Here is a 23,116-nt window from a genome sequence, read left to right as displayed (position 1 = left end):
AACGCAGCTATGAACTATAATAGAGCGGATTTCATTGCAAGCTACGGCATCTCCAGCCAGCTGCCCGAGAGCGACCGCCCGGAGCTGAGCTTCTCCGGCCGCTCCAACGTGGGCAAGTCCAGCCTTATCAACAAGCTTTGCAGCCGTAAGAACCTCGCCCGCGTGTCCAGCACGCCGGGCAAGACAGCGACCATCAACTTCTACGCCGTGGACGACTGCTATTTCGTCGATCTGCCCGGCTACGGCTATGCCAAGGTGAGCAATGCGGATCGTGAGCGCTGGGATGACCTCATCAACAGCTACTTCGAGGCGCAGCGCCATCATACCCTGCTCGTCCAGCTCATCGACTGCCGCCACGCCCCCAGTGCCGACGATTTTCAGATGCTGCGTTATCTGCATTACCATAACATCCCCTTCGTCGTGGCGCTGACCAAGGCCGACAAGCTCAAGAAGAGCCAGCTGGCTAAGACGCAGGAGGAGTTCGAAACGCTCTGTCTGCCGTATGGCTGCCAGAAGGTCGTGCTGACCAGCGGCGAGAATGGCTATGGCATCCCGGAGCTGCAGGCAGTGCTGGATGCTGCCATCGCAGCCGAGTACAAAGAAAACGCAGAGGACGCGGAGTGACCCTATGGCCTACAACGAATTTGCTTATTTCTACGATGAGTTCAACGGTGAAGCGGATTATGATGCGCTCTATGCCCATATCCACAAGGAGCTGGATGCTCACGGGATCCGTGACGGCATCCTCGCCGACCTCGGCTGTGGGACAGGGGAGCTGACCCTGATGCTCACACAGGCGGGCTATGATATGATCGGCATCGACCAGTCAGAGGAGATGCTCTGCGTCGTCCGGGACAAGGCCGAGCAGCTCGGTCTTTCCGGCGGGCTGCTTCTGCTGCGGCAGGATCTGCTCAAGCTTGACCTCTACGGCACCATCCGGGGGGCAGTGTCTACCTTTGACACTTTCAATCATATCCCTGATTTGGACAAGGCCATCGCCAACGCCGGTTTCTTTATGGAAAAGGGCGGTGTTCTCCTGTTCGATATGAATACGCCCTATAAGCATCAGAACGTGCTGGGGGAGAACGTCTTCACCTTTGAGGAGGAGGACGCTTCCTGCGTCTGGCGCAACCACTACAGCGCCGCCGACCGCCGCGTGGAGATCAGCGTGGACATCGACTACCGCGAGACGGGGGAACACTTCCACGAGCAGTTCTACGAGTACACCTACGACCTTGAGACCATTCGCACTGCGCTGGAAAAGCACGGCTTTGCGCTGGAGAGCGTCTGCGACGGCGAGAGCTTCGGTCCGCTGACCGATGAGAGCGAGCGCTACTTCTTCTGTGCAGTCAAACAGTATACCCAATTGGAGGATAAATAATATGTCGAATCTGATCCGCGGCATTTCTGAGAACGGCGGCGTCGTGTTCTGTGGCGTGGACTCTACCGAGATCGTCCGCAAGGCGGAAAAGCTGCATACCACCAGCGCTACCTGCAGCGCGGCTCTGGGGCGTCTGCTCACCGGCGTGTCTCTGATGGGCGCAATGCTCAAGGATGATGGCGATTCCATCACCCTGCGCGTGTCGGGCGGCGGCCCGGCGGGTGTCGTCATCGCCTGCACCGACGCACACGGCAATGTAAAGGGCTGCATCGACCATCCGCTGGTCGAGCTTCCCGCAAAGGAGAACGGCCATCTGGATGTCGGCGGCGCCGTCGGAAAAGACGGTGTATTGACGGTCATCCGGGACAACAAGCTCCAGAAGGAGCCAACCGTCGGTCAGGTGCCGCTGGTGTCCGGCGAGATTGCCGAGGACATCACCAGCTATTATGCCTACAGCGAGCAGATCCCCACGGTCTGTGCGCTGGGCGTTCTGGTGGACAAGGATCTGTCCATCGTCTGCGCGGGCGGCTATCTGCTGCAGCTCCTGCCGGGTGCGACCGATGCCGAGATCACCCGTCTGGAACAGAACATCGCCGCTATGCCCTCTGTCACCGAGATGCTCCACGCAGGGAAGACCCCGCAGGATATGATGGAGCTTGCAATGGCAGGCTTCGACCCGCAGATTCTTGACACCCGCGAGGTGCAGTATCAGTGCGATTGCAGCGAGGAGCGCACGAAGAATATGCTTCTCAGCCTTGGCCGCAAAGAGCTGGAAAAGCTCCGGGACGAAGACCCGCGCTGCGAGGTGGTCTGTCATTTCTGCCACACCAAGTATGAGTTCGACTTGAACGAGCTTCTGGCAGAGACGGCGCCGGACGAGAAATAAATGCTTCAAAAATCCATATTATAGAGCAGTTTGCATTTCTGATGTACAAGCAGGATCTGCGAACGGCATACCGCATTGTCGGAGCGGAAGTGCTCTGGGCAGTGCGGTATTTTTATTTGCAGATGTTTGCCACGATGGTATAGACGACCCGGTAGTGGAGCGTGCTTTCTTCGACAGAAACGTCTTCTTTGCGGGCCAGAAGCTCAAAATCGGGCCAGTTTGCCTGTAAAGCTTGCTTACTTTGCAGCCTTGCGATGGCCAGAGCTTGCTCCTCTGTCCGCTCCAGATCAACAACTTCTTTATAATAATAGCTCGTCTCTTCGATGAAACATGGAAAAGGGATGCCAAAAGCTTCCGGCTGGTCGTGCCGGATGACGGCCTTGGCCTCAGATGCGGTGGGAACAGGATGAAGGGAGGGCAGAGCAATCGACTGCCCATTCCAGAACAGCGTCCGGCGCACGGTCTGCCTGCCGGTGAGTTGCTCGGTGGGTAGTGTAAGAGCCGCTTCCTGCTCGTCTTCCCACTCGAACTGCGCCCGGACGATGCCTGCAGCAGGCTGAAAAATGAGCGTTCTGTCCCGTTCGGTACGGGCTGTCCCGATGAGGCCCTGACCGGCTTCTACTGCCTGCCCGGGGACGACCAGCATCGTGCCGCTGACAAGGTTCGTGCTTACCACAGTGCCGGACACTTTGGCACGGAGACCGTGAAGCGTTCCGGCAGCAATGTCGGGCACAGGCTTTGCGACCGCTGCTTCTGCCACCAGCTTTCCTTTTGTAAAGTTGAGGCTTGCCCAAGAGAACTCGCCGCTCTGGAGCAGGGCGTATTCTCCGGCTGTGAGTTTGTCCTGCGTGACGACATTTCCCGGGAAAAGCCCGGTCTCCCATAGGACGACGGCGGCGCGCGCCTGCTGGCCGGGCGTCAGCCCCACCGGCTCGATGAACCAGACAAACCCTTGGAGCCAAAGCAGGAGCGGGAGAAAGACAAGACATCCTGCCCAAAGCCCTCGGCGCTGGAACAGAGGGCGGAGACGGAAAAAAAGACCGCAGCGCTTCTGGATGCGCAGCCGCACCCGCCGCTTGCGGGCCAGAGCAGCCAGCTTTCGGTAATGCCATGCAGCGCACCGGGCCGAAAATCCGCCGGGCCGGGGGACGACATCTGAAAGGGGAAGACTTCCGGCTGCGGCGGCCGTCAGCAGCCCTTCGGGATCACCATTCTGTGCGGAAAAGGAGATGCCTGCCCAGTGCTGGATCAGTTCCATGATAAAAGCTCCTATTCTTTCGAGAAGTCCGTCCGAAGGATCTGCCCACAAAGGGTGAGCCGCCGGGCAGAGAGCGTTTCGATCTTCAAATCGTCGCCGTAAACGGTCAGGATGCCCCTGCCCAGCTCGAGGCAGAGCTTGCCTTCCTCATAGGAGAGGATGCGCCGGAACTGTTCGATCTCCATCCGTCCTCCGCACAGGTAAAACGAGGCCCGTCCGTAGAAGTTCTGGGGCGGCTGACGGAACAACCGCCGGAACCAGCCGCGCGGGGAGCATTTTTGCTTTCGTTTTCTTCCCACGCTGCTCCCTCCCGCCGTGCAAAATGCTGCCAATTACCACATATATATGGAAATGGAGGGTGCGCATATGATTCAGAAAGAGAAAATCCGGAACGCAGGATATTTTCTGGCGGCATTGACAGCGGGGCTTCTGCCCTTTGCCGCACCAGAGCGTTGTGCGCAGGCTTTACGGGAGGGGCTGACGCTCTGCGGCGGTTCTCTGCTGCTCTCGCTGTTTCCGTTCCTCATCGTATCCACGCTGCTGATCCAGTGCCCGGCAGCGGGTGTACTGGGCTTGCCGTTTTATCCTGTGGAACGGCTTATCGGGGTGCGTGCTCCGGCAGCAGGGAGGGTGCTCCTCGTTGGGTTTCTGGGAGGCTTTGCCCCGGCGGCCAGCGCAGCGGCTGAGGCCGTCCATTCTGGGCAGCTCACAGCCCAAGAGGCAGACGCCATCCTTCCGGCCTGTGTCTGCTCCGGCCCTTCCTTTGTGATACTGACGGTAGGACGATCGATGCTGGGCAGCGCAGAGCTGGGCGTTCTGCTGTTCCTTGCGCAGGTGATGGCGGGTTATCTGTGTGCCGCTCTTCTGGCACGGCTGGAGCCTCCACTCGCATCAAAGCGGTCGGAGGTCAAGCTTTCCGAGGCTCGTGTTCTCCGGCTGGACAGCATCATTGCACAGGCCGCACAGACTTATGTAAAGCTCTGCGCCTTTGTCCTGTTCTTCCGGATGCTGGCCGCAGGAGCAGGGGAAGTGCTGCCCTCCGGCGCGGGAGTCTTCTGTGCGATGCTGCTGGAAGTCTGCTCTGGCTGTGACCTGGCGGCCCAAAGCGGTCGGTTTGCAAGCATGCTGTGCTGTGCGGCATTGAGCGTACAGGGACTTTCTGTTCTGATGCAGGTGCGTACCATCTGCCCGTCGGAAATGACGCTCCGCCCACTATACCGCGCCCGGCTGCTCCATCTGCCGCTTTCCCTACTGCTGTTTTACCTTCTGCTTCCTCAACGGGCGCAGGAGACCTTCAGCACCCTGTGCGGGCAGGTCATAACGATGCGCCGCCTCCCTCCAGACTGTGCGCTGCTGATCTTTGCCGGATGCTGCTTTGCAGTCTGTGAGCTGAGCCGTACCGTTGGAAGCGACAGAGAAGATATGAAAAAATCGTCCGATAAAGTTGCGAATCAATATTGACAGCTCCCGGCTTTTATGGTAAAATACTACACGTTGCAATGAGTGCAATGTGCTACTGTGGCTCAGCCGGTAGAGCAGCTCACTCGTAATGAGCAGGTCGTCCGTTCGAATCGGATCAGTAGCTCCAAAGTAAAATCCCCGAAAAGTGGCTTCGCGCCTAGCTTTTCGGGGATTTTTGTTTGTCTGCGAAAATGCCTTTCGAGGGGGATGTGGGCTCTGATTACCCCCATTTCCCGAGAAGTTTTTTGAAATGGAAATCAAAAAGGACCCGAAATTTGGAAGAGGCCAAGCCGCTTGTCAATGAAGCGTGGAACAACAAAACCTACATCTTGACCGCAGATGACTTTGCCGGGGTGAGCTTTACGCACGGGCACTGATTCCAGCCAAAAAGCAGTTGCATTATCGGTAAGCATCTGTTAAAATAGATACGCGGCGCTACACCGAATAAAAAGCCCCCACATGGGGCTTTTTGCTGTATATAAACACTCTGACGATTTCTGAACACTGCCGCCTGACCACGCGGCACAGGATGCACGGCTGTTTTCCGTGCGCAGAAAGGAAAAACATTATGCCTTCTTTGACGACCTACAAGCTGCTCAAGCAGGAGCACAACGCCCGGCGGGGTGAGTTCAAGACTGTGCACGGCACGGTGCAGACGCCCGCATTCCAGAATGTTGCGACCGCTGGCGCGATCAAGGGCGGTCTGTCCGCTCACGACCTGAAGGACATCGGTGCACAGGTCATGCTTTGCAACACCTACCATCTGCATCTGCGTCCCGGCGACAAGCTGGTGGCGGAGATGGGCGGCCTCCACAAGTTCACCCGCTGGAACGGACCCATCCTCACCGACAGCGGCGGATTTCAGGTGTTCAGCCTCGCCAAGCTGCGCAAGATTACCGAGGAGGGTGTGACCTTCGCATCCCACCTTGATGGCCACCGCATCTTCATGGGGCCAGAGGAGAGCATGCAGATTCAGGCAAACCTCGGCTCTACCATCGCAATGGCTTTTGATGAGTGTGTGGAGAACCCTGCTCAGCATGACTACTCCAAGGCCAGCTGTGAGCGCACCACCCGCTGGCTCAAGCGCTGCAAGGCCGAGATGGCCCGCCTGAAACATGAGGGCATCTCGGTCAACCCCGACCAGCTGCTCTTCGGCATCAATCAGGGCTGCACCTTTGCCGACCTGCGCGTGGAGCACATGAAGCAGATCGCTGACCTTGACCTCGACGGCTACGCCATTGGCGGCCTCGCAGTGGGTGAGCCTACCGATGTGATGTACGAAATGATCAGCGAAGTCGAGCCGTATATGCCCAAGGACAAGATCCGTTATCTGATGGGCGTGGGCACCCCCGGCAACATCATCGAGGCTGTCTCCCGGGGCGTGGACCTCTTTGACTGCGTCATGCCCAGCCGCAATGCCCGCCACGGCCACCTGAACACATGGGGAGGCATCATCAACATCAAGAACGCCAAGTACGAGCGGGATGAGCGCCCCATCGACCCCGCCTGCGGATGTCCGGCCTGCCGCAACTACTCCCGTGCCTATATCCGCCACCTGTTCAAGGCAGAGGAGCTTCTGGGGATGCGTCTGGCTGTTATGCACAACCTCTGGTTCTACAATCATCTGATGGAGCGGATCCGCGATGAGCTGGATGCAGGCACCTTTACAGCCTTCCACGACCGCTATGTCAAGCTGCTTGATACACGAATTTGAGATTTGGCCTTGAAACGTGCCGGATAAGCGCGTATAATAAGGTCATATGAATTTGAGAGGAGATTTTGCCCCATGCAATTTCTGACTACGACCGAAAGCTACATCAGCCTCTTCTTTACTCTGGCTCTGATGCTGGTGATGCTCTACTTCATGATCTATCGTCCCCAGAAGAAGCAGGAGAAGAAGGACGCAGCAATGCGCTCTTCTCTGGAAATCGGCGATCAGGTCACCACCATCGGCGGCATCATCGGCCGTGTGGTCGCCATCAAGGACGACACCTTCGTGCTGGAGACCGGTGCTGACCGCGTGAAGATTCGCTTCACGAAGAACGCTATCAGCTCCGTCGAGAAGCTGAATATGGACAACGCCCCCAAGAAATAATAATTTCCCGGATCCGTGCTTTAAACGCGCTTCCCTGCATACAGTAGGTGCAGGGAGGCGCGTTTTTATGTCTGATGCAAAGAAATTTCCGGCAGTGGGCTTGCTGACGGTTTTCGGGCTGGGCAGTGCGGCAGCGGCCGGATGTCTGACGGGATCCGGCTGGCTGATGGTCCAACAAGGTTTGACGCAGGACGCGGCGGCATCGCTTGCCACTGCGGCAGTCTGCCTCGGCAGCTTTCTCAGCGGTCTGTTGATGTCGCTCTTGCAGAAAGGAAAAGGGCTTGTCTGGGGCGCGGCAGAGGGTGCGCTTTTTGTGGGGCTGCTATTTCTTCTGGGCACACTGTACCAGAGTGAGTGGGGGACGATGCAGTTCGTCCGGGCCGGGCTTGTCCTGTTGATGGGCGTTCTGGGCGGTATTTTCGGAATGCTGCGTGCAGAGCACAGGCGGCGCTGAATGCTGGCCAGACGCTACAGCGGTCATACACGACGAGATCAGGAGGGTAAAGACACGATGTGGGTCTATCAGGAAACGAAAACAGAAGCGAATACACTTGTGCCGCTATTGCCGGAGAGGGAGCCGCTCCCTATGAAAGAAGCAGAGCAGACCAGCCATACGCCGGAGCCGCCGCAAAAGGAGATACCCCGGCGGAAGCGCTTTCGAGCCAGCCGGGACTGCATCCTGCTGGCGGCGGCTTATCTCTTCGGCACGCTGATGGCGGGCATCCTGCAGGCGCTGTGTGATGCCGAAGAGATGGAGACGCTGGCCTATTACCTGAGCTGCTGGCGCAGTGCATTTGCGGCGTCCAGCACGCCGCAGGCCGTGGGGTTGTTTGGGACAGAACTGGCTGTCGTCCTTGGCGCAGCGGCGGTGTTCCTTCTGCTGGGGCTTTCTGCCGTAGGGCCTCTGCCCATCTTTTTATTTGCGATGCTATATGGGACAGGTTCAGGTCTGCTCTCGGCACAGCTTCTGATAGGTCTTGGCGGAAAGCAGCTCGTTTTATTCCTGCTTACTGCCAGCCTGCCGACGGCTCTGGCGGCTGGGGCACTCTGCCTCTTCGGTGCATCCGCCCTACAGGTCAGCAGCCGCATCCACGCCTTTTCCTTCGGGAGAGGCGGGAAGGGGGGTGGCATTCCCCATACCGCAGGGGCACAGCTTCTGGTAGGACAGTTTGCCTTGCTGACTGTCTGCCTCTGCCCACTCTGCGGCGCAGCCACCGGGCTTGTGTGCCTCGCAAATCGTCTGATGCAGGCCGGATAAGCGGCTGGTTTTCTTGCGGCTCCGGGCCGGATGTGGTATGATAATACAAGTATATAAAAGTAATGCAAACAGCACGACATTGGAGAGTCCAGAATGAAAGAACCGAAACTGAAAACCGTATATGTCTGCTCCAATTGCGGAGAGACAAGCCCCCGCTGGATGGGCCGCTGCCCGAGCTGCGGCAGCTGGAATACTATGAACGAGGATGTGGTCGCTGAGGCACCCAAAGCCGGCCTTACCGGCGGCAAGGCGGCTGCCCCTGTCCGTCAGGAGGGCGTCACTTCGCTGACCGCAAAGCGGCTGGCTGACATCAGCACCACCGAGGAGAAGAGCCGCATTCTGACTGGCATCTCCGAGCTTGACCGTGTGCTGGGCGGCGGCATCGTGCTGGGCGGCGTCGTGCTGCTGAGTGGTGAGCCGGGCGTGGGCAAATCCACCATGCTGCTGCAGCTCTGCGGTGCCATCTCCAACCAGCACACTGTGCTGTATATCACAGGCGAAGAGTCTGTCCGCCAAGTCAAGCTGCGTGCGGCCCGGTTGAAGGTCCCGCAGGACAATATCTATCTGGCCGCCGAAAACGATGTGGACGAGATCTGTGGTCTTATCGAGAAGGAAAAGCCCGAGCTTGTGGTCATCGACTCCATCCAGACGATGCGGTGCATGGACATCTCCTCTTCTGCTGGCACAGTCAGTCAGGTGAAAGAGAGTGCGGCCCGTCTGCTGGCTGTCGCCAAAAAGCAGGAGATTCCGATGTTCATCGTGGGCCATGTCAACAAGGACGGTGCCATTGCCGGCCCGAAGGTCATGGAGCACATTGTGGATACGGTGCTTTACTTTGAGGGAGACAAGATGCTCCCATACCGCATCCTGCGGGCCGCGAAGAACCGCTATGGCTCGACGAATGAGCTGGGAATGTTCGATATGACGGGGCAGGGCCTTGAGGAGATCGAGAATCCGTCTCAGATGCTTCTGGAAGGCCGTCCGCTGGGGGTTTCCGGCAACTGTGTGGCCTGTACGATGGAGGGCAGCCGCCCCATCCTCAGCGAGATACAGGCCCTTGCGACCAAAACGAATTTCCCGGCCCCCCGGCGGGCCTGCAGCGGCTATGATTACAACCGCATGAACCTGCTCATCGCTGTGCTGGAAAAACGTGCAGGCTACTTCTTCGGCAATCTGGATGTATATATCAACATCGTCAGCGGCATCACGCTGCGGGACACTGCCTGCGACCTTGCGGTCTGCCTGAGTATGGTATCGTCGCTTCTGGACTGCCCGGTAAGCGATAAGCTCATCGCCATCGGCGAAGTCGGCCTTGGCGGTGAGGTGCGCAGCGTGCCGAATCTGGAGCAGCGTCTGCGAGAGGCTGAGCGCATCGGCTTTGAGCGCGCCGTTGTACCCAAACACAGCCTGTCGCACCTCAATGCCGCCGACTATCCCGGCATGAAGCTGGTGGGAGCCGCCTATATCTCGGACGCCATCCGTGCCCTGAAATCCGATCGTCTGTAATGATAAGAAGAGGAAGCTATGTCGATCTATCTGGATGAGAAAAACCCCGAAAAACACAAACCCTTTGATGATGCCTCGCCGGACATCGTCGCATATGTACGCTATCTGGAAGTCATCGCAGGCAAAAGCCCGAATACAGCCTTCAGCTACTATTGTGACCTGCGCAATTTCAGCCGCTTTATGAAGCGTCGGCGCGGCCTTGCAGCAGAGAACGCCGAGATCAAGGACATTGACCCCAAGGGCCTTGATACGGCATTCTGGGGTAGCGTGACCAAGGAAGACGTCTACGAATACCTGTATTTTCTGAACCGGGAATGCGGCAACAAAAAATCTTCGACAGCCCGGCGGCTGGCCAGTCTCCATGGCTTTTATGATTATCTGGTCAATCAGGTCGATTTGCTCAAAGAGAATCCCACAGCCTCCATCAAGCCGCCCAAGCAGGATAAAGTCCTGCCCAAATATCTGACCGCAGAACAGTCGATGGACTTACTGGAAAGCACCCAGACTCAGAGCGATTTTCCCGAGAGAGATTACTGTATGGTGGTGCTCTTTTTGAACTGTGGAATGCGTCTTTCGGAACTTGTGGGGATGAATCTCGGTGACATCGACATGGAACAGCGGCAGATCCGTCTGTTCGGTAAGGGCCACAAGGAGCGGATGGTCTATCTGAACGATGCCTGCATTGAGGCCTTGCAGATCTATCTGAACAAACGCAACACGATGGAAGGCCTGAACCCCAAGGAAAGAGCTGTCTTTATCACCCGGCGGCGCAAAGAGCGCATTTCCAACCGCAGGGTAGAGCAGCTGGTGACAGGAGCAATGAAAGCGGCGGGTCTGCGCGGTTTTTCGACGCATAAGCTCCGTCACACGGCTGCGACCTTGATGTATCAGACCGGCAATGTGGACATTCTGACCCTCAAGCAGCTTCTGGGCCACAGCAGTGTCGGCACGACCCAGATCTATACGCACCTGCAAGAATTTCAGGTGCGTGCGGCCATTGAGCAGAACCCGCTGGGCGAGGTCAAAAAGGCACGCTTGGATACAACATCAAAGGAGACAGGGGAGAGCAGAGGGGAATTTGCCGCTCCTTCATCGGATGAGGCTGAAAATGATGAACCGAGCGGCCCGATGGAGGCCTTTGAGGGTGCCGCGCAGGAGGGCTTCCGGGTAGATGTGTCGAGCCTTACGGATACGGAGAGTACCGACAAATGATGACATCTGAGCAGATACAGCTCTACGAACCGGACATCATCCTGACCGGCGGCTGGGGGCTGGTGTCGAACATTCTGCACGATGAGATACTTGCGGATGACGCCGAGTGGATCAAGCCCAATGGACAGACAGCGTTATGGTATTATACGAGCTATTCAGTCCGCTCGGAAAAAGAAACGCTCGTTGTGAGTATGCCGCATCCGAATCGAGCGGCGAAGTGCTGAACATTAGAGCTGGAAAAGATTTTGCGAGAGACCGGACGATTATAAAGAATGCAAGAAACATATAAAATGTGTTGCGTTAAATAACAGAACTGTACCAAACGCGAAAAAATGATCTAGCCAGCCCAGAAGGCTCAGAAGCCGCTGGAAAGGCCCGAAATCTGGAAAAGAGGGCTTTTTCACTCCCCTATATTTCGTATAACCTGCATTATACGAAACGATATAAATTTCAAAAACAGAGGCCCCCTTCTCCTGCCTTCTTCTGATGACGCAGGTTTCGGAGGCCTCTGAGCCTTTTCTCTGATTTACTTTTCTGGAAATGATTCCCCTTTTGAATGGGCACGGTAATTTGAGTCGCTCAGAACATCCGGCCTATGACTGCGGCGTATCCAACGGCTGTGTCCCGAAGTATGCACAGATTGCTTCATAGTAGATCCGCGCCACGGCTTTACAGCCGTCCTCACTGCCGAACCGTGCCACATCTTCTTCGCTGGTCACAAAGCACTGTTCTGCCAGAACGGTCGGACAGTTTACATCTTCCAGCAGCGTAAAGCTTCGCTCGCCTCTCACCTCGGTGTAGGTGCTCTCTACAAGCTGCTTTGCCTCTCCCTGATAATAGATGTATCGGATGCCGCCGTGGCCGCGCAGTCTTGCGCCTGCGGCCCCCATCCCCTGTGCCAGCTGCTGGGCAAAATAGTAGCTTTCCTGATGCCATGTACGGCCCGGAACGGACGGATAACACTCAAAGCCCGACGCGGCAGAACCCTCCGGCGCTGAATTGCCGTGGATGGAGAGAAGCAGCTGCGGGCTTTGGGCGTTGATGGACTCTGCCCGCTCGCTGGGCTTTGCAGTAATGTCATAGCGTTCCCGGGAACGCAGAGGGATGTAGTTGGGATCAGCCTCCAGCAGCGCAAGCAGTGCCTCAGACGTCTGAGCCGTTATCTCTTTTTCTTCAACGACTCCCCTTGCGCCCGGGTCACTCCCGCCATGCCCGGCGTCGATACAGACCCGATAAGGCGGGTCGCCAACGACAGGCCGAAAGGACTCCCCTGTCTCATTCCTGCCCGTACCAGACAGTGCAGCATTCCAGAGCAGAAAGGCTGCACCAAAGCAGACAACACACACCAGAAGGCTGATGACCGTCGCGGCAGATGGGCCGCGCTGTTTTCTTCTACGGGTGTGTTTTGGATTTGAACGTCCGGTTGCCATTGCTTTACTTCAGCTCAACGACGGTGACGCCGCTTTCACCTTCGCCATAACGGCCCAGACGGAAGCTCTTGACCATCCGGTTGCCTCGCAGATGCTTGTGGATGGCAGTGCGCAGTGCACCGGTGCCGTTGCCGTGGATGAGATACACCACAGTCTGTCCGTTCAGGATAGCGCGGTCGATGAAGGAATCCACCTCCGGCAGAGCCTCGTCCACCGTGAGACCCAGCAGATTGCACTCCATTTTTGCGGTGCGTTGTACCCTCTCCACCCTGCCGTTGGGACGATTGGCATCGCCGGTCAGGCGGGAGTAGCGTTGCTGGGCCTTGGTCTGAGGCTTCGCCTCCTTGACCAGCTTTTCCGGCTGCTTGAGGCCCTTGAGCGGCACTTTGGTCTTGATGATACCGGCACGCACCAGCACATCACCGTTTTTATCCGGCAGCGAGAGCACCGTAGCCAGCTGATTCAGCTCTGCAATGCAGACCTCCTGACCTACTTTGACCTCCTTTAGCGACACGAACTCCTTGACGGGGTTATGCACCACCTCCGTACCCATAAAGAGCTTCTCGGACTCTTTCTTGGCGATCTCGCGGGCACGCTGTGCCTTCTGCTGGGTGCTCATCCGCTCGTCTTTCTGGAGCTGGCGCAGCTCATCGGTCAGAGCGTAGGCTTTGCTCTCCACCTCCTGCGCCAGTGCACGGGCCTTGGCACGGGCAGCTTCCAGCTCGTTTTCACCCTGCTGGATCAGTTCGTCGCGCTTCTGACGGGCAGCATCCAGCTGATGTGCAGCCTCATTCTTCAGGCCCTCGACCTCGTCCTGACTGGCCTTGAGCTGCAGCTTCAGATCGTCCAGCTGGCCCAGAACGGCGTCCAGACGCTTGTCTTCTGCCGAAAGATGCTGCTGGGCCGCCTCAATGACCCGCTCCGGGATGCCAAGCTTTTCGCTGATGAGGAAGGCGTTGGATTTGCCCGGCACGCCCACGCTGAGCTTATAGGTCGGGCGCAGCGTCTCCAAATCAAACTCGCAGCTGGCGTTGACGACTCCCTTTGTCTCGAGAGCGAACACCTTCAGCTCTGCGTAGTGAGTGGTCGCCATCAGAAGCACGCCGCGGCGGCGCAGTTCTTCGATGATCGCAACCGCCAGCGCCGCGCCCTCCGCCGGGTCGGTACCTGCACCCAGCTCGTCCAGAAGCACCAGCGTGCGGGGCATGGCAAGCTCGAGGATGCCGGTGATCTTCTTCATATGACCAGAGAAGGTAGACAGACTCTGCTCGATGCTCTGCTCATCGCCGATGTCCACAAGAAATTCATCAAAGACACAGATCTCACTGCGCTCATCCGCCGGGATGAGGAAGCCGCACTGTGCCATTGCACAAAGCAGACCTGCCGTTTTCAGTGTGACAGTCTTGCCGCCGGTGTTGGGGCCGGTAATGACGAGCGAATCGTAGTCCCTGCCCAGTGAAATATCGACAGGCACACATTTTTTTGCATCGATGAGCGGATGTCTCGCCCGAATGAGGGAGAAAGAGGTGTCTGTACGGACAGTGGGCTTGAACGCCTTCATGTCCAGCGCAAGGCGGGCCTTTGCCAGCAGGACGTCGATCTCCAGCATTGCCTTGTAGCTATACTGGAACTGCGGCTCGATGGCTGCGACCTGACCGGTGAATGCCACAAGGATGCGCTCGATCTCCTGCGCTTCCTGTGCGCGGTACTGCAGGATGCGCGCATTCGCCTCCACGACGGCCTGCGGCTCAACGAAAACGGTCGCGCCAGTGGACGAGACATCGTGGATGATGCCGCTTACTTCACCGCGATACTCGCTCTTGACGGGCACGACATAACGGCCATTCCGGATGGAGACGACGCTTTCCTGCAGATACTTGGAGGTGTCCATGTTGCGGACCATGCTTTCCAGACGGTCGCGGATGCTGTTTTCCGTTGCACGGATCTTCTTGCGCAGGTCGTTCAGGGTATGCGAGGCCGTATCTGCCATTGCATCCGGCGCAAGGATGGCGCTCGAGATCTGCTGTTCCAAGCCGGGCTGAGGGGCCAGCGCGTAGAACAGGTCATCGGTCGGTAGGGCGTCGTGCTCCGAGGAACCATACCAGCTGACGAGGTTCTGGAAGTTGCGGAGTGCGCCTGCGACCATCAGAAGCTCGCCCATCGAGAGGACGCCACCCTTGACTGCGCGGGCTGCCAGCTGACTGACGCCCTCTACCCCGCCGAAACGGGGCGAACCATTCTTGATGAGCAGCGAGTTGATGGCATCGGTCTGTTCCAACGCATACCGCACTTCATCGGGGTCGCACTGAGGCTCGAGCGCAAGGAGCTTTTCGCGCGACTCCTTGCACACACACCCTTCCGCTGCCCGGGCAATGATCTTGTCCAGCTCCAGCGTTTTCAAATAACTTGTTTCCATAGTAATTCCCTATACTAAATCGATTTTTTGATTTTTCACGACAGAACAGATCTCAGAAAGTCGTAGCTCTTCAAAGGCTTGTCCAGATGCGTCAGAGCATACTGTTCTGATACGGCCGCAAGCTTTGCCAGACTGCCCACAGAGATGCGAAAGCCGAATATCTTCTTATCCTCGACCAGACAGATATGCCGCAGCGCAAACAGCGCCCCAGCATCCAGATTGCACTTCTTCCCTGCCTTCTGAGCACAGGCCTCGCAGAGCAGACAGCCTTCCGCCGGGTCGAGGTAAAAGGCCGGGCCGTCGTAGGTGCCGCAGTCGCGGCAGTAGACCAGCTGAGGCAGAAATCCGCACTCGCTCATGGTGCGCAGCTCGAATACCGCTTTGATAACCTTGAGGTCTGTTTTTTTCTCGCTTATCATGTAAAAGCAGTTGAGGAGAAGACGCAGTTCCTTTTCTGCCTCCTCTCCGGTCGGCGAAAGGGCCGAGGCCATCTCTGCCATATACATGGCAAGGCTCATCCCCTCGATGGAGGACGAGATGCCGTGAAAGACATTTTTGACGTCTGCCTCCCGTACCGTATACATATTCCGTCCGGGAACAAGCACGAACTCTGAGTAACAAAAAAGCCCGCAGGCGCTGAACAGTTTACTTTTCAGCCGCAGGCTACTCTGCGCCGAGGCTGAGATGATGCCCAGCCTCGGTGTCAAGAGCGTGATGATCCGGTCTGATTCTTTATACCGAGTCTCCTTCAGGACAAGGCCCGGCGTCACAATGGTATCCATCTGTTTTTTCTCCTGCCGGGGCGGCGGGCCGCTGTTGGGCAAGCTGCCGCCTGTAGTCCAGATAACACAGAATATCACCGGTGCAGGCAAAAGCCTGCCAGCTGAGTTCCACCTTCATCGGACAACGCTCCTTCCATACGGTATAGTGTCACCTCTATGGTACTGCGCTATCCCCGGGAAATCTGTCCTGTTATGGAACTCAGCGGTTGGGCTGCTGCTTGAAGCCAAAGTTGTTGAGCATGAATTCGTTATCACGCCAGTCTGCCTTGACCTTTACCCAGCACTGCAGATTGACACGGCAGCCGAGGAACTCTTCGCAGTCGGTGCGGGCTGCGCTGGCGATCTTTTTCAGCATCGCGCCGCCCTTTCCGATGACCATTCCCTTGTGGCTCTCCCGCTCGCAGTAAATGTTCACGTCGATGTCTACAAGGTCTGTACCGGGGCGCTCTTTGAAGCGCTCGACCACGACCGCGATGCCGTGCGGGATCTCGTCCCTCATATAAAGCAGTGCCTTTTCCCGGATAACTTCCGCCACAAGCTCCTTTTCGGGCATATCGGTGTAAGCGTCATCGTCAAAATAGTGAGGGCCTTCCACTGCATAGCGGCTCAGAGCATCGAATAATTCTTCGCAGCGGTCGTTATCGCGGACGCTGACCGTATAGACGTCGTCGAACACGCCCAGCGCTTTCAGCTCCGCCTTGCGGGCCTCAAGGTCCGCCGGGTCTTTGACGAGGTCGGTCTTGTTGATGACCGCGATCGCCGGACCGCCTTTTTTCAGGGCCTCGACCAGAACCATCTCTGACTCGTTCAGTGCACCATAAGGCTCGAACAGCATCATGGACACATCAACATCAGCGATGGAGTCGCTGGCTGTCTTATCCATCCGCTTACCCAGTTTGTTATGAGGCTTGTGTACACCGGGAGTGTCCAGCAGAACGTACTGCAGCGGCCCACGAGTGATGACACCGGTGATGCGGGTGCGAGTGGTCTGAGGCTTCGAGGTGACGATGGCCACCTTTTCCCCCACCAGCAGGTTCGTCAGGCTGGATTTGCCCACGTTCGGGCGGCCAATGACCGCCACGAACACAGAGGATGTATCATAATGGCTCTGGATCGGTGTTTCGTTTTTCAAAATAGAACTCCTGTCTCTTATTCCGTGTAGCTCACCGTGCGGGGCAGGCCCAGCTGCGTGAGGACGGCTTCTTCCTTCTCGCGCATCCGCATGGCTTCCAGACCGCCGTTCTCGTGGTCATAGCCCAGCAGATGGAGCATCGAGTGAACCGTCAGGAACGCAACCTCTCTCTGCAGCGGATGACCGTAGAGCGTTGCCTGCTCCTGTGCGCGCTCCATGCTGATGACGATGTCGCCCAGCATCTTACAGCCGTTGTTCTCGTCTACATCATAGACGCCGTTCTCACCCAGCGGGAAGCTCAGTACGTCGGTGGGCATCGGCTTGTTGCGGTACTGGTTGTTCAGCTCGGCAATGGCAGCGTTATCCACGAAGGTCACGCTGATCTCTGCCGGGTCATCAAAGTGCTCATATTCCAGCACGGCGTTGCAGGCGCGGCGGATGAGGATGCGAAGGCCCGAGGGAACCTTGATGGCTTTCTGGGAATTGGTGATCAAAACTTTATTGGACATAAATCGTCCACTCCTTTCGTTTTACATTCTATTCCATGGATGCTCCGGCTTTTTGCGTATCGTTCCGTGCCGCCGGTTTTTATTAGCTCAGTGTTTGGAAGGGTGCGCTGCTGCCTCGTAGGCCTTGATGATCTCCTGCACCAGACGGTGACGCACCACGTCTTTTTCGGTAAAGTAGCATTGTGCGATGCCGTTCACACCTTTGAGCACCTGCAATGCGTCCACAAGGCCGCTGCGGGTGCGGTCGGGCAGGTCGATCTGGGTGACATCGCCGGTGACGACGACCTTGGAGCCGACGCCCATACGGGTCAGGAACATCTTCATCTGTTCCGGGGTGGTATTCTGAGCTTCGTCCAGAATGATGAAGGAATCATCCAGTGTCCGGCCGCGCATATAGGCCAGCGGAGCCACTTCGATGATCTGCTTTTCTACCAAACGCTCGTAGGTCTCCGCACCCAGCATATCGAACAAGCCATCATACAGAGGCCTCAGATAGGGGTCTACTTTCTGCTGTAGGTCACCCGGCAGAAAGCCCAGCTTCTCGCCTGCCTCTACCGCCGGGCGGGTCAGCACGATGCGGGAGACGTCCTTTGCCTTAAAAGCCTTGACTGCCATTGCAACGGCAAGATAGGTCTTGCCCGTACCCGCCGGGCCGACGCCGAAGGTGATGGCGTTGTTTCGGATGGCGTTGAGATATTCCTTCTGGCCCAGCGTCTTGGGACGGATGGGGCGGCCCTTGACCGTCACAGTCACAAAGTCCTCGGTCAGCTCCCGGACTCGCTTTTCTTCGCCGTCGTGTGCAAGGCTCAAGCAATAGCGCACCGTCTGATCTTCCAGAGGCGTGTGATTCTCGATAAGGAGAAGCATCCCCTCCACCGCGCGGGCAGCGGCGGCGACATTTGCCGGTTCGCCCGAGATGCGCAGCATCGTGCCGCGGCATACCGCTGTTACCGAGAACTCTTTCTCCAGCATTCGGATGTTTCGGTCACAGTTCCCGAATACGGCGGCTGCGATCTCCACACTGTCTAATTCAATGCTCTTTTCTGCCATGCGGCTCCTCCTGAAAGTTACTTGGATTCTGCCTCTATTGTACCACCAAAATAGCGTGAAGAAAACTATGAAAATTGCACAAAATTTTTCAACCGTCTCTGGCGGTTTGGCAGAGCGCCCGGCCGTCGTCGGCTGGACAGGACCAAAAGGCGTTTCATAATGACGTTTTCAGAAATTTCGTGGTCATCGCAACGGGTACACGGAAACTTCTTGTTATTTATACTCAAAAATGATATAAATTTGTTAGTAGGCTTTTAAAATTCTTGGTCGAGGTGAATGATATGTCTCGTGAACCCACACGCGCAGCGATCCTTATCCGTGAATCCCGAAAGCGTGCGGGACTTACACAGCAGGCACTTGCAGAAAAGCTTGGCATTACCACCAGTGCAGTCTGCAATTATGAAAGCGGTGCAAGTTTCCCCAAAGCAGAGATGGTCTTCGGTCTTTGTGATATTCTTGACCTTACGCCCCGCGACTTGTTCGAGTGTGAATAAGTTCTTCCTGACCCGGCAGCTTCTTGATAAGCGTTCGGCTTCAAACTTTTGCATAAAAGACGGGCTTACCACCTCAATTTTGCTCAAAAACGGAATAGAGCTGCGATTTTCGTACAAAACTTCTGAATAAGAAAAAAGTCCAGAAACCCGCATGGATTCTGGACTTTTTCATCACTTTTTATCTTCCGGGTCGTTCCCGCCTCGTATAAACATCGCATCGCCAAAAGAAAAGAATCTGTAACGCTCCTGAACGGCCACTTTATATGCGGCCATCGTCTTTTCGTAGCCATAGAGGGCCGACACCAGCATGATGAGGGTGCTTTCGGGCAGATGGAAGTTGGTGATGAGACCGTCGATGCAGTTGAATTTGACACCGGGATAGAGGAAGATGTCGGTGTTGCCGCTGCAAGCTCGGATCTCACTGTACTTTGCGGCGACAGCTTCCAGCGTGCGGCAGCTGGTGGTGCCCACGGCGATGACCTGGTGGCCCGCAGCTTTGGTGTCATGGATGAGCTTTGCCGTTTCCTCGCTGACGGAGTACCACTCGCTGTGCATCTTGTGGTCGCTGATCTCGTCTTCCTGCACGGGGCGGAAGGTGCCCAGACCGACGTGCAGCGTCACTTCTGTGATGTTGACGCCCTTGGCGCGGATGGTGTCCATCAGCTCCGGCGTGAAGTGGAGGCCCGCCGTGGGGGCGGCAGCACTGCCAAGTTCTTTGGCATAGACGGTCTGGTACTGGCTCTGGTCTTCCAGCTGCTTGGTGATATAGGGCGGCAGCGGCATCTTGCCGAACTCGTCCAGCTTTTCGTAGAGCGTTTCGGTGTCATAATAGAAGGTGACAAACTTATTGCCGTCCTCCAACGTCTCGTCCACGATGGCCGTCAGGCTGCCGTCGCCGAAGCTGACCTTGGTGCCGGGCTGCATCCGCTTGCCGGGCTTTGCAAGGCACTCCCACTGGTCGCCCTTCACCTGACGCAGGAGCAGCAGCTCACAAACCGCGCCGGTGGGCTGCTTGACGCCCACGATACGGGCCGGCAGGACTTTGGAGTTGTTGACCACCAGCAGGTCGCCCGGCTCAAGGTATTCGGGCAGATCGCGGAAGATGCGGTGCTGGATGCTGTCATCCTTCTGGTTCAAAACCATCAGCCGGGCCGCGTCGCGGGGGCACGCAGGCTCCTGTGCGATCAGCTCTTTGGGTAAATCATACCAAAAATCTCTTTTTAACATACTTAGCATTTGCCTTTCCGATGATTGACACGAATACCGTATCAATGTTATCATAAAATCTGTATAGACGGTATCTATTATATTGCATAGACGTCTGCTTTGCAAGCGGGGTCTTATGTGAATTTGCTTTTTTTTGAAAGGAAAGGTGCTGGAAATGGATAAACAGTATAAAGTGGGCGTTGTCGGTGCGACCGGCATGGTGGGCCAGCGTTTCGTTACTCTGCTCGAAAATCACCCCTGGTTCAAGCTGACGACTCTGGCAGCTTCCGGCCGGAGCGCCGGGAAGACCTATGAGGAAGCCGTCGGCTCCCGCTGGGCTATGACCACTCCGATGCCGGAGAGCGTCAAGAAGATGGTCGTGCTGGATGCCTCCAAGGTGGAGGAGGTCGCCTCTCAGGTGGACTTCATCTTCTGCGCCGTCAATATGCCCAAGGCCGAGATCAAGGCTCTGGAGGAGGCTTACGCTAAGGCAGAGTGCCCTGTCGTCTCCAACAACAGCGCTAACCGCTTCACCCCGGACGTCCCGATGGTTGTGCCGGAGATCAACGCCGACCACATCGAGATCATCCCCTCTCAGCGCAAGCGTCTGGGCACCAAGCGCGGCTTTATCGCGGTCAAGTCCAACTGCAGCCTGCAGAGCTATGTCCCCGCCCTGCACCCCTTGATGAAGGATTTCGGTGTCAGCAAGGCGCTGGTCTGCACCTATCAGGCCATCTCCGGCGCAGGCAAGACCTTCGACCGGATGCCCGAGATCATTGACAACGTCATCCCCTACATCGGCGGCGAGGAAGAGAAGAGCGAGCGCGAGCCGCTCAAGCTGTGGGGACACATCGAGGGCGACCAGATCGTCAACGCCGAAAAGCCGGTCATCACCGCTCAGTGCTTCCGTGTGCCGGTCTCCGACGGCCACACCGCCGCTGTCTTCGTGAGCTTCGAGAAGAAGCCCAGCAAGGAAGAGATCCTCAAGGCATGGGCGGAGTTCCGCGGTCCCGCACAGGAGCTGGAGCTGCCCAGCGCACCCAAGCAGTTCCTCCGCTACTTTGAGGCGAACGACCGTCCCCAGCCCAAGCTGGATCGCAACACCGAGCACGGCATGGCGGTCTGCATCGGTCGTCTGCGGGAAGATACCCTGTTCGACTACAAGTTTGCCTGCATGAGCCACAACACCCTGCGCGGTGCGGCAGGCGGAGCTGTGCTGCTGGCCGAGCTGCTGGCAGCCAAGGGCTATTTCGATTGATCTGCGCGTTTTTGAGAACCAACGCGCTGCAAAGGAGTTTTTGCTATGAAGAATCCTGTCTTTACCGGTGCAGGTGTTGCCATCATCACCCCGATGTACGAGGACGGCAGCATCAATTTTGACGAGCTGGGCCGCATCGTTGAGGATCAGATTGCCCGCGGCACCGACGCCATCGTCATCTGCGGTACCACCGGTGAATGCTCTACCATGACCGACGAAGAGCAGCTGGCCGCCATTAAGTACACCGTGGATCTCGTAAACCACCGTGTGCCGGTCATCGCCGGTGCCGGTTCTAACGACACCGACCACGGCTGTGCTCTGGCCGCAAAGTCTGCTGCCTGCGGTGCGGACGCCCTGCTGCTGGTGACACCCTACTACAATAAGACCTCTCAGGCTGGTCTTGTGGCCCACTTCACCGCAATGGCTGAGGCCGGCGGTATCCCGGTCATCCTGTACAATGTGCCCTCCCGCACCGGCCTGAACATCGCCCCCGAGACAGCCAAGGAGCTGAGCAAGCACCCCCTCATCAACGGCATCAAGGAGGCCTCCGGCAACATCGGTCAGGTGGCGAAGATCGCAGCCCTCTGCGGCGACGAACTGAACATCTACTCCGGCAACGACGATCAGGTGGTGCCTCTGCTGTCTCTGGGCGGCAAGGGCGTCATCAGCGTCGTCTCCAACGTCAAGCCGGAGCTGGTGCACAACTGCTGCAAGGCATGGTTCGACGGCGACACGGCAAAAGCCCGCGCACTGCAGCTGGAGATGCTGCCGCTATGCGACGCTCTCTTCTGTGAGGTCAACCCCATCCCGGTCAAGTATGCCATGAACGTGCTGGGCTGGGAGGCCGGTGAGTGCCGCCTGCCCCTCGTGGAGCCGAGCGACGCTCACAAGGAGCAGATCGAGCAGGCCTTGCAGGCCGCGGGAGTCATCAAGGAATAAACGATTTTATGTGCAGAATGCCCGGCGCAGTGTGTTCCGGGCATTTTGCCGTATGAGAAAAAAGAGGATATTGACAATGACCGATATTATCATTCAGGGCATCGGCGGCCGGATGGGCCATGTGCTGTGCGAGATGATCGCCCAGCGGGAGGATTGCCGCGTCGTGGCCGGTATCGACATGAAGGACGGCGAGCTGAACGGCATCCCTGTATACGACAGTCTGGACAAGCTGGACGGCAAAGGTGATGTCGTTATCGACTTCAGCGCCCCGGCGGCAGTCGAGAAGGCACTGCCCTACTGCGAGGCTCACAAGCTGCCCATCGTGGTCTGCACCACCGGACTGTCCGAGGAGCTGCAGCTGAAGATCGTCCAGCTCTCCCGCAGCATCCCGGTGTTCAAGAGTGCCAATATGTCCATGGGCATCAACGTCCTGTCCGAGCTGTGCAAGCGCGCTTCGGCCATTCTGGGTGCGAACTATGACATCGAGATCGTCGAGCAGCACCATCACAATAAGCTGGACGCTCCCAGCGGCACGGCTCTGATGCTGGCCGACGCCATCAATGAGGAGAACAACGGCGCTTACCACTACGTCTATGACCGTTCTGCCGTCCGTCAGAAGCGCGACCCCAAGGAGATCGGCATCAGCGCCGTGCGCGGCGGCAGCATCGTGGGTGACCACGAGGTGCTGTTCTGCGGCCCGGACGAGGTCATCACCCTCCGCCACACGGCATACTCCCGCAATATTTTTGCAAATGGCGCGATAAATGCTGCCGTTTACCTTGCAAAAAAGGAGCCGGGCCTGTACAATATGAGTAACATGATCGCAGAGATGTAAGCTGTTCT

At 57.3% G+C, this 23,116-nt stretch carries 25 protein-coding genes and 1 tRNA gene; 17 read left to right on the top strand and 9 right to left on the bottom strand.

Annotated elements, in window-relative coordinates; translation table 11 throughout:
• Nucleotides 1-9 precede the first annotated feature (9 nt).
• Genes yihA through hslO form a run of 3 tightly spaced genes read left to right on the top strand, consistent with a single transcriptional unit; the run spans nucleotide 10 to nucleotide 2,267 of the window.
• A complete protein-coding gene (gene yihA, locus LKD23_RS05870; RefSeq protein WP_227620863.1) occupies nucleotides 10-624 on the top strand; it encodes a ribosome biogenesis GTP-binding protein YihA/YsxC in 615 nt (204 codons plus the stop codon).
• A gap of 4 nt (nucleotides 625-628) precedes the next feature.
• Entirely contained in the window at nucleotides 629-1,381 is a 753-nt protein-coding gene (locus LKD23_RS05865) for a class I SAM-dependent DNA methyltransferase (RefSeq protein WP_227620862.1), read from the top strand.
• A 1-nt stretch (nucleotide 1,382) separates the two neighbouring features.
• A complete protein-coding gene (hslO, locus tag LKD23_RS05860; RefSeq protein ID WP_227620861.1) occupies nucleotides 1,383-2,267 on the top strand; it encodes an Hsp33 family molecular chaperone HslO in 885 nt (294 codons plus the stop codon).
• A gap of 112 nt (nucleotides 2,268-2,379) precedes the next feature.
• Here the strand turns inward: hslO and LKD23_RS05855 are convergent, their stop codons facing one another.
• Together LKD23_RS05855 and LKD23_RS05850 are read right to left on the bottom strand one after the other, a co-directional pair.
• A complete protein-coding gene (locus tag LKD23_RS05855; protein ID WP_227620860.1) occupies nucleotides 2,380-3,525 on the bottom strand; it encodes a sporulation protein YqfD in 1,146 nt (381 codons plus the stop codon).
• A gap of 11 nt (nucleotides 3,526-3,536) precedes the next feature.
• Complete coding sequence (locus LKD23_RS05850) at nucleotides 3,537-3,824, bottom strand: YabP/YqfC family sporulation protein (protein ID WP_227620859.1); 288 nt, start codon at nucleotides 3,822-3,824, stop codon at nucleotides 3,537-3,539.
• A 67-nt stretch (nucleotides 3,825-3,891) separates the two neighbouring features.
• On the opposite strand from LKD23_RS05850, the gene LKD23_RS05845 reads away from it, so the two are divergent.
• The 10 genes from LKD23_RS05845 to LKD23_RS05800 all read left to right on the top strand — a co-directional run bounded on the left by LKD23_RS05845 (nucleotide 3,892) and on the right by LKD23_RS05800 (nucleotide 11,281).
• Complete coding sequence (locus LKD23_RS05845) at nucleotides 3,892-4,986, top strand: hypothetical protein (RefSeq protein WP_227620858.1); 1,095 nt, start codon at nucleotides 3,892-3,894, stop codon at nucleotides 4,984-4,986.
• A 51-nt stretch (nucleotides 4,987-5,037) separates the two neighbouring features.
• Nucleotides 5,038-5,113, top strand: a tRNA-Thr gene (locus LKD23_RS05840).
• Nucleotides 5,114-5,177: 64 nt separating this feature from the next.
• Entirely contained in the window at nucleotides 5,178-5,363 is a 186-nt protein-coding gene (locus LKD23_RS12965) for a DpnD/PcfM family protein (RefSeq protein ID WP_227620875.1), read from the top strand.
• Nucleotides 5,364-5,554: 191 nt separating this feature from the next.
• Nucleotides 5,555-6,700: a tRNA guanosine(34) transglycosylase Tgt gene (gene tgt / locus LKD23_RS05830; protein WP_227620857.1), complete on the top strand. Its 1,146-nt coding sequence runs from the start codon at nucleotides 5,555-5,557 to the stop codon at nucleotides 6,698-6,700.
• 72 nt (nucleotides 6,701-6,772) lie between these two features.
• Nucleotides 6,773-7,081 (top strand): preprotein translocase subunit YajC, encoded by a 309-nt coding sequence (yajC, locus tag LKD23_RS05825; protein ID WP_227620856.1) that lies wholly within the window; start codon nucleotides 6,773-6,775, stop codon nucleotides 7,079-7,081.
• 67 nt (nucleotides 7,082-7,148) lie between these two features.
• Nucleotides 7,149-7,535 carry a TIGR04086 family membrane protein gene (locus LKD23_RS05820; RefSeq protein WP_227620855.1) on the top strand — a complete coding sequence of 129 codons (387 nt, stop codon included), beginning with the start codon at nucleotides 7,149-7,151 and terminating at the stop codon, nucleotides 7,533-7,535.
• Nucleotides 7,536-7,667: 132 nt separating this feature from the next.
• The gene (locus LKD23_RS05815) at nucleotides 7,668-8,339 is read left to right on the top strand and encodes a hypothetical protein (protein ID WP_227620854.1); all 672 of its coding nucleotides are present in this window, start codon (nucleotides 7,668-7,670) and stop codon (nucleotides 8,337-8,339) included.
• A 159-nt stretch (nucleotides 8,340-8,498) separates the two neighbouring features.
• Nucleotides 8,499-9,845, top strand: a complete 1,347-nt coding sequence (gene radA, locus LKD23_RS05810) for a DNA repair protein RadA (protein WP_412591768.1) — start codon at nucleotides 8,499-8,501, stop codon at nucleotides 9,843-9,845.
• Between the two features lie 18 nt (nucleotides 9,846-9,863).
• Nucleotides 9,864-11,057: a tyrosine-type recombinase/integrase gene (locus tag LKD23_RS05805; RefSeq protein WP_227620852.1), complete on the top strand. Its 1,194-nt coding sequence runs from the start codon at nucleotides 9,864-9,866 to the stop codon at nucleotides 11,055-11,057.
• The gene (locus LKD23_RS05800; RefSeq protein WP_227620851.1) at nucleotides 11,054-11,281 is read left to right on the top strand and encodes a hypothetical protein; all 228 of its coding nucleotides are present in this window, start codon (nucleotides 11,054-11,056) and stop codon (nucleotides 11,279-11,281) included. The genes LKD23_RS05805 and LKD23_RS05800 overlap by 4 nt, the downstream gene beginning before the upstream one ends.
• Before the next feature lie 369 nt (nucleotides 11,282-11,650).
• Here LKD23_RS05800 and LKD23_RS05795 read toward each other — a convergent pair whose 3' ends face one another.
• The 6 genes from LKD23_RS05795 to LKD23_RS05770 form a co-directional block, all read right to left on the bottom strand.
• Nucleotides 11,651-12,487, bottom strand: a complete 837-nt coding sequence (locus LKD23_RS05795) for an N-acetylmuramoyl-L-alanine amidase family protein (RefSeq protein ID WP_227620850.1) — start codon at nucleotides 12,485-12,487, stop codon at nucleotides 11,651-11,653.
• 4 nt (nucleotides 12,488-12,491) lie between these two features.
• A complete protein-coding gene (locus LKD23_RS05790) occupies nucleotides 12,492-14,903 on the bottom strand; it encodes an endonuclease MutS2 (RefSeq protein ID WP_227620849.1) in 2,412 nt (803 codons plus the stop codon).
• 35 nt (nucleotides 14,904-14,938) lie between these two features.
• Nucleotides 14,939-15,685, bottom strand: coding sequence for a DNA repair protein RecO (recO, locus tag LKD23_RS05785; RefSeq protein ID WP_227620848.1), 747 nt, complete (start codon nucleotides 15,683-15,685; stop codon nucleotides 14,939-14,941).
• A gap of 199 nt (nucleotides 15,686-15,884) precedes the next feature.
• The gene (era, locus tag LKD23_RS05780; RefSeq protein WP_227620847.1) at nucleotides 15,885-16,817 is read right to left on the bottom strand and encodes a GTPase Era; all 933 of its coding nucleotides are present in this window, start codon (nucleotides 16,815-16,817) and stop codon (nucleotides 15,885-15,887) included.
• Between the two features lie 17 nt (nucleotides 16,818-16,834).
• On the bottom strand, nucleotides 16,835-17,326 hold the full coding sequence (ybeY, locus tag LKD23_RS05775; protein WP_015564134.1) for an rRNA maturation RNase YbeY: 492 nt from the start codon (nucleotides 17,324-17,326) through the stop codon (nucleotides 16,835-16,837).
• An 87-nt stretch (nucleotides 17,327-17,413) separates the two neighbouring features.
• Nucleotides 17,414-18,376, bottom strand: a complete 963-nt coding sequence (locus LKD23_RS05770; protein WP_227620846.1) for a PhoH family protein — start codon at nucleotides 18,374-18,376, stop codon at nucleotides 17,414-17,416.
• Nucleotides 18,377-18,657: 281 nt separating this feature from the next.
• Here LKD23_RS05770 and LKD23_RS05765 point away from each other — a divergent pair, with 281 nt between their 5' ends.
• Nucleotides 18,658-18,870: a helix-turn-helix domain-containing protein gene (locus LKD23_RS05765; protein WP_227620845.1), complete on the top strand. Its 213-nt coding sequence runs from the start codon at nucleotides 18,658-18,660 to the stop codon at nucleotides 18,868-18,870.
• 171 nt (nucleotides 18,871-19,041) lie between these two features.
• Here LKD23_RS05765 and queA read toward each other — a convergent pair whose 3' ends face one another.
• Nucleotides 19,042-20,097 (bottom strand): tRNA preQ1(34) S-adenosylmethionine ribosyltransferase-isomerase QueA, encoded by a 1,056-nt coding sequence (queA, locus tag LKD23_RS05760; protein WP_227620844.1) that lies wholly within the window; start codon nucleotides 20,095-20,097, stop codon nucleotides 19,042-19,044.
• Between the two features lie 154 nt (nucleotides 20,098-20,251).
• Here queA and asd point away from each other — a divergent pair, with 154 nt between their 5' ends.
• The 3 genes from asd (at nucleotide 20,252) to dapB (ending at nucleotide 23,108) form a co-directional block, all read left to right on the top strand.
• On the top strand, nucleotides 20,252-21,334 hold the full coding sequence (asd, locus tag LKD23_RS05755; RefSeq protein WP_227620843.1) for an aspartate-semialdehyde dehydrogenase: 1,083 nt from the start codon (nucleotides 20,252-20,254) through the stop codon (nucleotides 21,332-21,334).
• 45 nt (nucleotides 21,335-21,379) lie between these two features.
• Complete coding sequence (dapA, locus tag LKD23_RS05750) at nucleotides 21,380-22,273, top strand: 4-hydroxy-tetrahydrodipicolinate synthase (protein ID WP_227620842.1); 894 nt, start codon at nucleotides 21,380-21,382, stop codon at nucleotides 22,271-22,273.
• A 76-nt stretch (nucleotides 22,274-22,349) separates the two neighbouring features.
• The gene (dapB, locus tag LKD23_RS05745; RefSeq protein WP_227620841.1) at nucleotides 22,350-23,108 is read left to right on the top strand and encodes a 4-hydroxy-tetrahydrodipicolinate reductase; all 759 of its coding nucleotides are present in this window, start codon (nucleotides 22,350-22,352) and stop codon (nucleotides 23,106-23,108) included.
• Nucleotides 23,109-23,116 lie beyond the last annotated feature (8 nt).

The sequence above is a fragment of the Faecalibacterium butyricigenerans genome, from assembly GCF_020687345.1.
Lineage (GTDB): Bacteria > Bacillota > Clostridia > Oscillospirales > Ruminococcaceae > Faecalibacterium > Faecalibacterium butyricigenerans.
The sequence above is the reverse complement of the archived record's forward strand: the minus strand, read 5'-3'. Positions and strand labels throughout refer to the sequence as shown.

Coding starts and splice junctions, on each gene's coding strand:
- yihA (WP_227620863.1), top strand. CDS start 10: ATGAACTATAATAGAGCGGATTTCATTGCAAGCTACGGCATCTCCAGC.
- LKD23_RS05865 (WP_227620862.1), top strand. CDS start 629: ATGGCCTACAACGAATTTGCTTATTTCTACGATGAGTTCAACGGTGAA.
- hslO (WP_227620861.1), top strand. CDS start 1,383: ATGTCGAATCTGATCCGCGGCATTTCTGAGAACGGCGGCGTCGTGTTC.
- LKD23_RS05855 (WP_227620860.1), bottom strand. CDS start 3,525: ATGGAACTGATCCAGCACTGGGCAGGCATCTCCTTTTCCGCACAGAAT.
- LKD23_RS05845 (WP_227620858.1), top strand. CDS start 3,892: ATGATTCAGAAAGAGAAAATCCGGAACGCAGGATATTTTCTGGCGGCA.
- LKD23_RS12965 (WP_227620875.1), top strand. CDS start 5,178: ATGCCTTTCGAGGGGGATGTGGGCTCTGATTACCCCCATTTCCCGAGA.
- tgt (WP_227620857.1), top strand. CDS start 5,555: ATGCCTTCTTTGACGACCTACAAGCTGCTCAAGCAGGAGCACAACGCC.
- yajC (WP_227620856.1), top strand. CDS start 6,773: ATGCAATTTCTGACTACGACCGAAAGCTACATCAGCCTCTTCTTTACT.
- LKD23_RS05820 (WP_227620855.1), top strand. CDS start 7,149: ATGTCTGATGCAAAGAAATTTCCGGCAGTGGGCTTGCTGACGGTTTTC.
- LKD23_RS05815 (WP_227620854.1), top strand. CDS start 7,668: ATGAAAGAAGCAGAGCAGACCAGCCATACGCCGGAGCCGCCGCAAAAG.
- radA (WP_412591768.1), top strand. CDS start 8,499: ATGGGCCGCTGCCCGAGCTGCGGCAGCTGGAATACTATGAACGAGGAT.
- LKD23_RS05805 (WP_227620852.1), top strand. CDS start 9,864: ATGTCGATCTATCTGGATGAGAAAAACCCCGAAAAACACAAACCCTTT.
- LKD23_RS05800 (WP_227620851.1), top strand. CDS start 11,054: ATGATGACATCTGAGCAGATACAGCTCTACGAACCGGACATCATCCTG.
- LKD23_RS05795 (WP_227620850.1), bottom strand. CDS start 12,487: ATGGCAACCGGACGTTCAAATCCAAAACACACCCGTAGAAGAAAACAG.
- LKD23_RS05790 (WP_227620849.1), bottom strand. CDS start 14,903: ATGGAAACAAGTTATTTGAAAACGCTGGAGCTGGACAAGATCATTGCC.
- recO (WP_227620848.1), bottom strand. CDS start 15,685: ATGGATACCATTGTGACGCCGGGCCTTGTCCTGAAGGAGACTCGGTAT.
- ybeY (WP_015564134.1), bottom strand. CDS start 17,326: ATGTCCAATAAAGTTTTGATCACCAATTCCCAGAAAGCCATCAAGGTT.
- LKD23_RS05770 (WP_227620846.1), bottom strand. CDS start 18,376: ATGGCAGAAAAGAGCATTGAATTAGACAGTGTGGAGATCGCAGCCGCC.
- LKD23_RS05765 (WP_227620845.1), top strand. CDS start 18,658: ATGTCTCGTGAACCCACACGCGCAGCGATCCTTATCCGTGAATCCCGA.
- queA (WP_227620844.1), bottom strand. CDS start 20,097: ATGTTAAAAAGAGATTTTTGGTATGATTTACCCAAAGAGCTGATCGCA.
- asd (WP_227620843.1), top strand. CDS start 20,252: ATGGATAAACAGTATAAAGTGGGCGTTGTCGGTGCGACCGGCATGGTG.
- dapA (WP_227620842.1), top strand. CDS start 21,380: ATGAAGAATCCTGTCTTTACCGGTGCAGGTGTTGCCATCATCACCCCG.
- dapB (WP_227620841.1), top strand. CDS start 22,350: ATGACCGATATTATCATTCAGGGCATCGGCGGCCGGATGGGCCATGTG.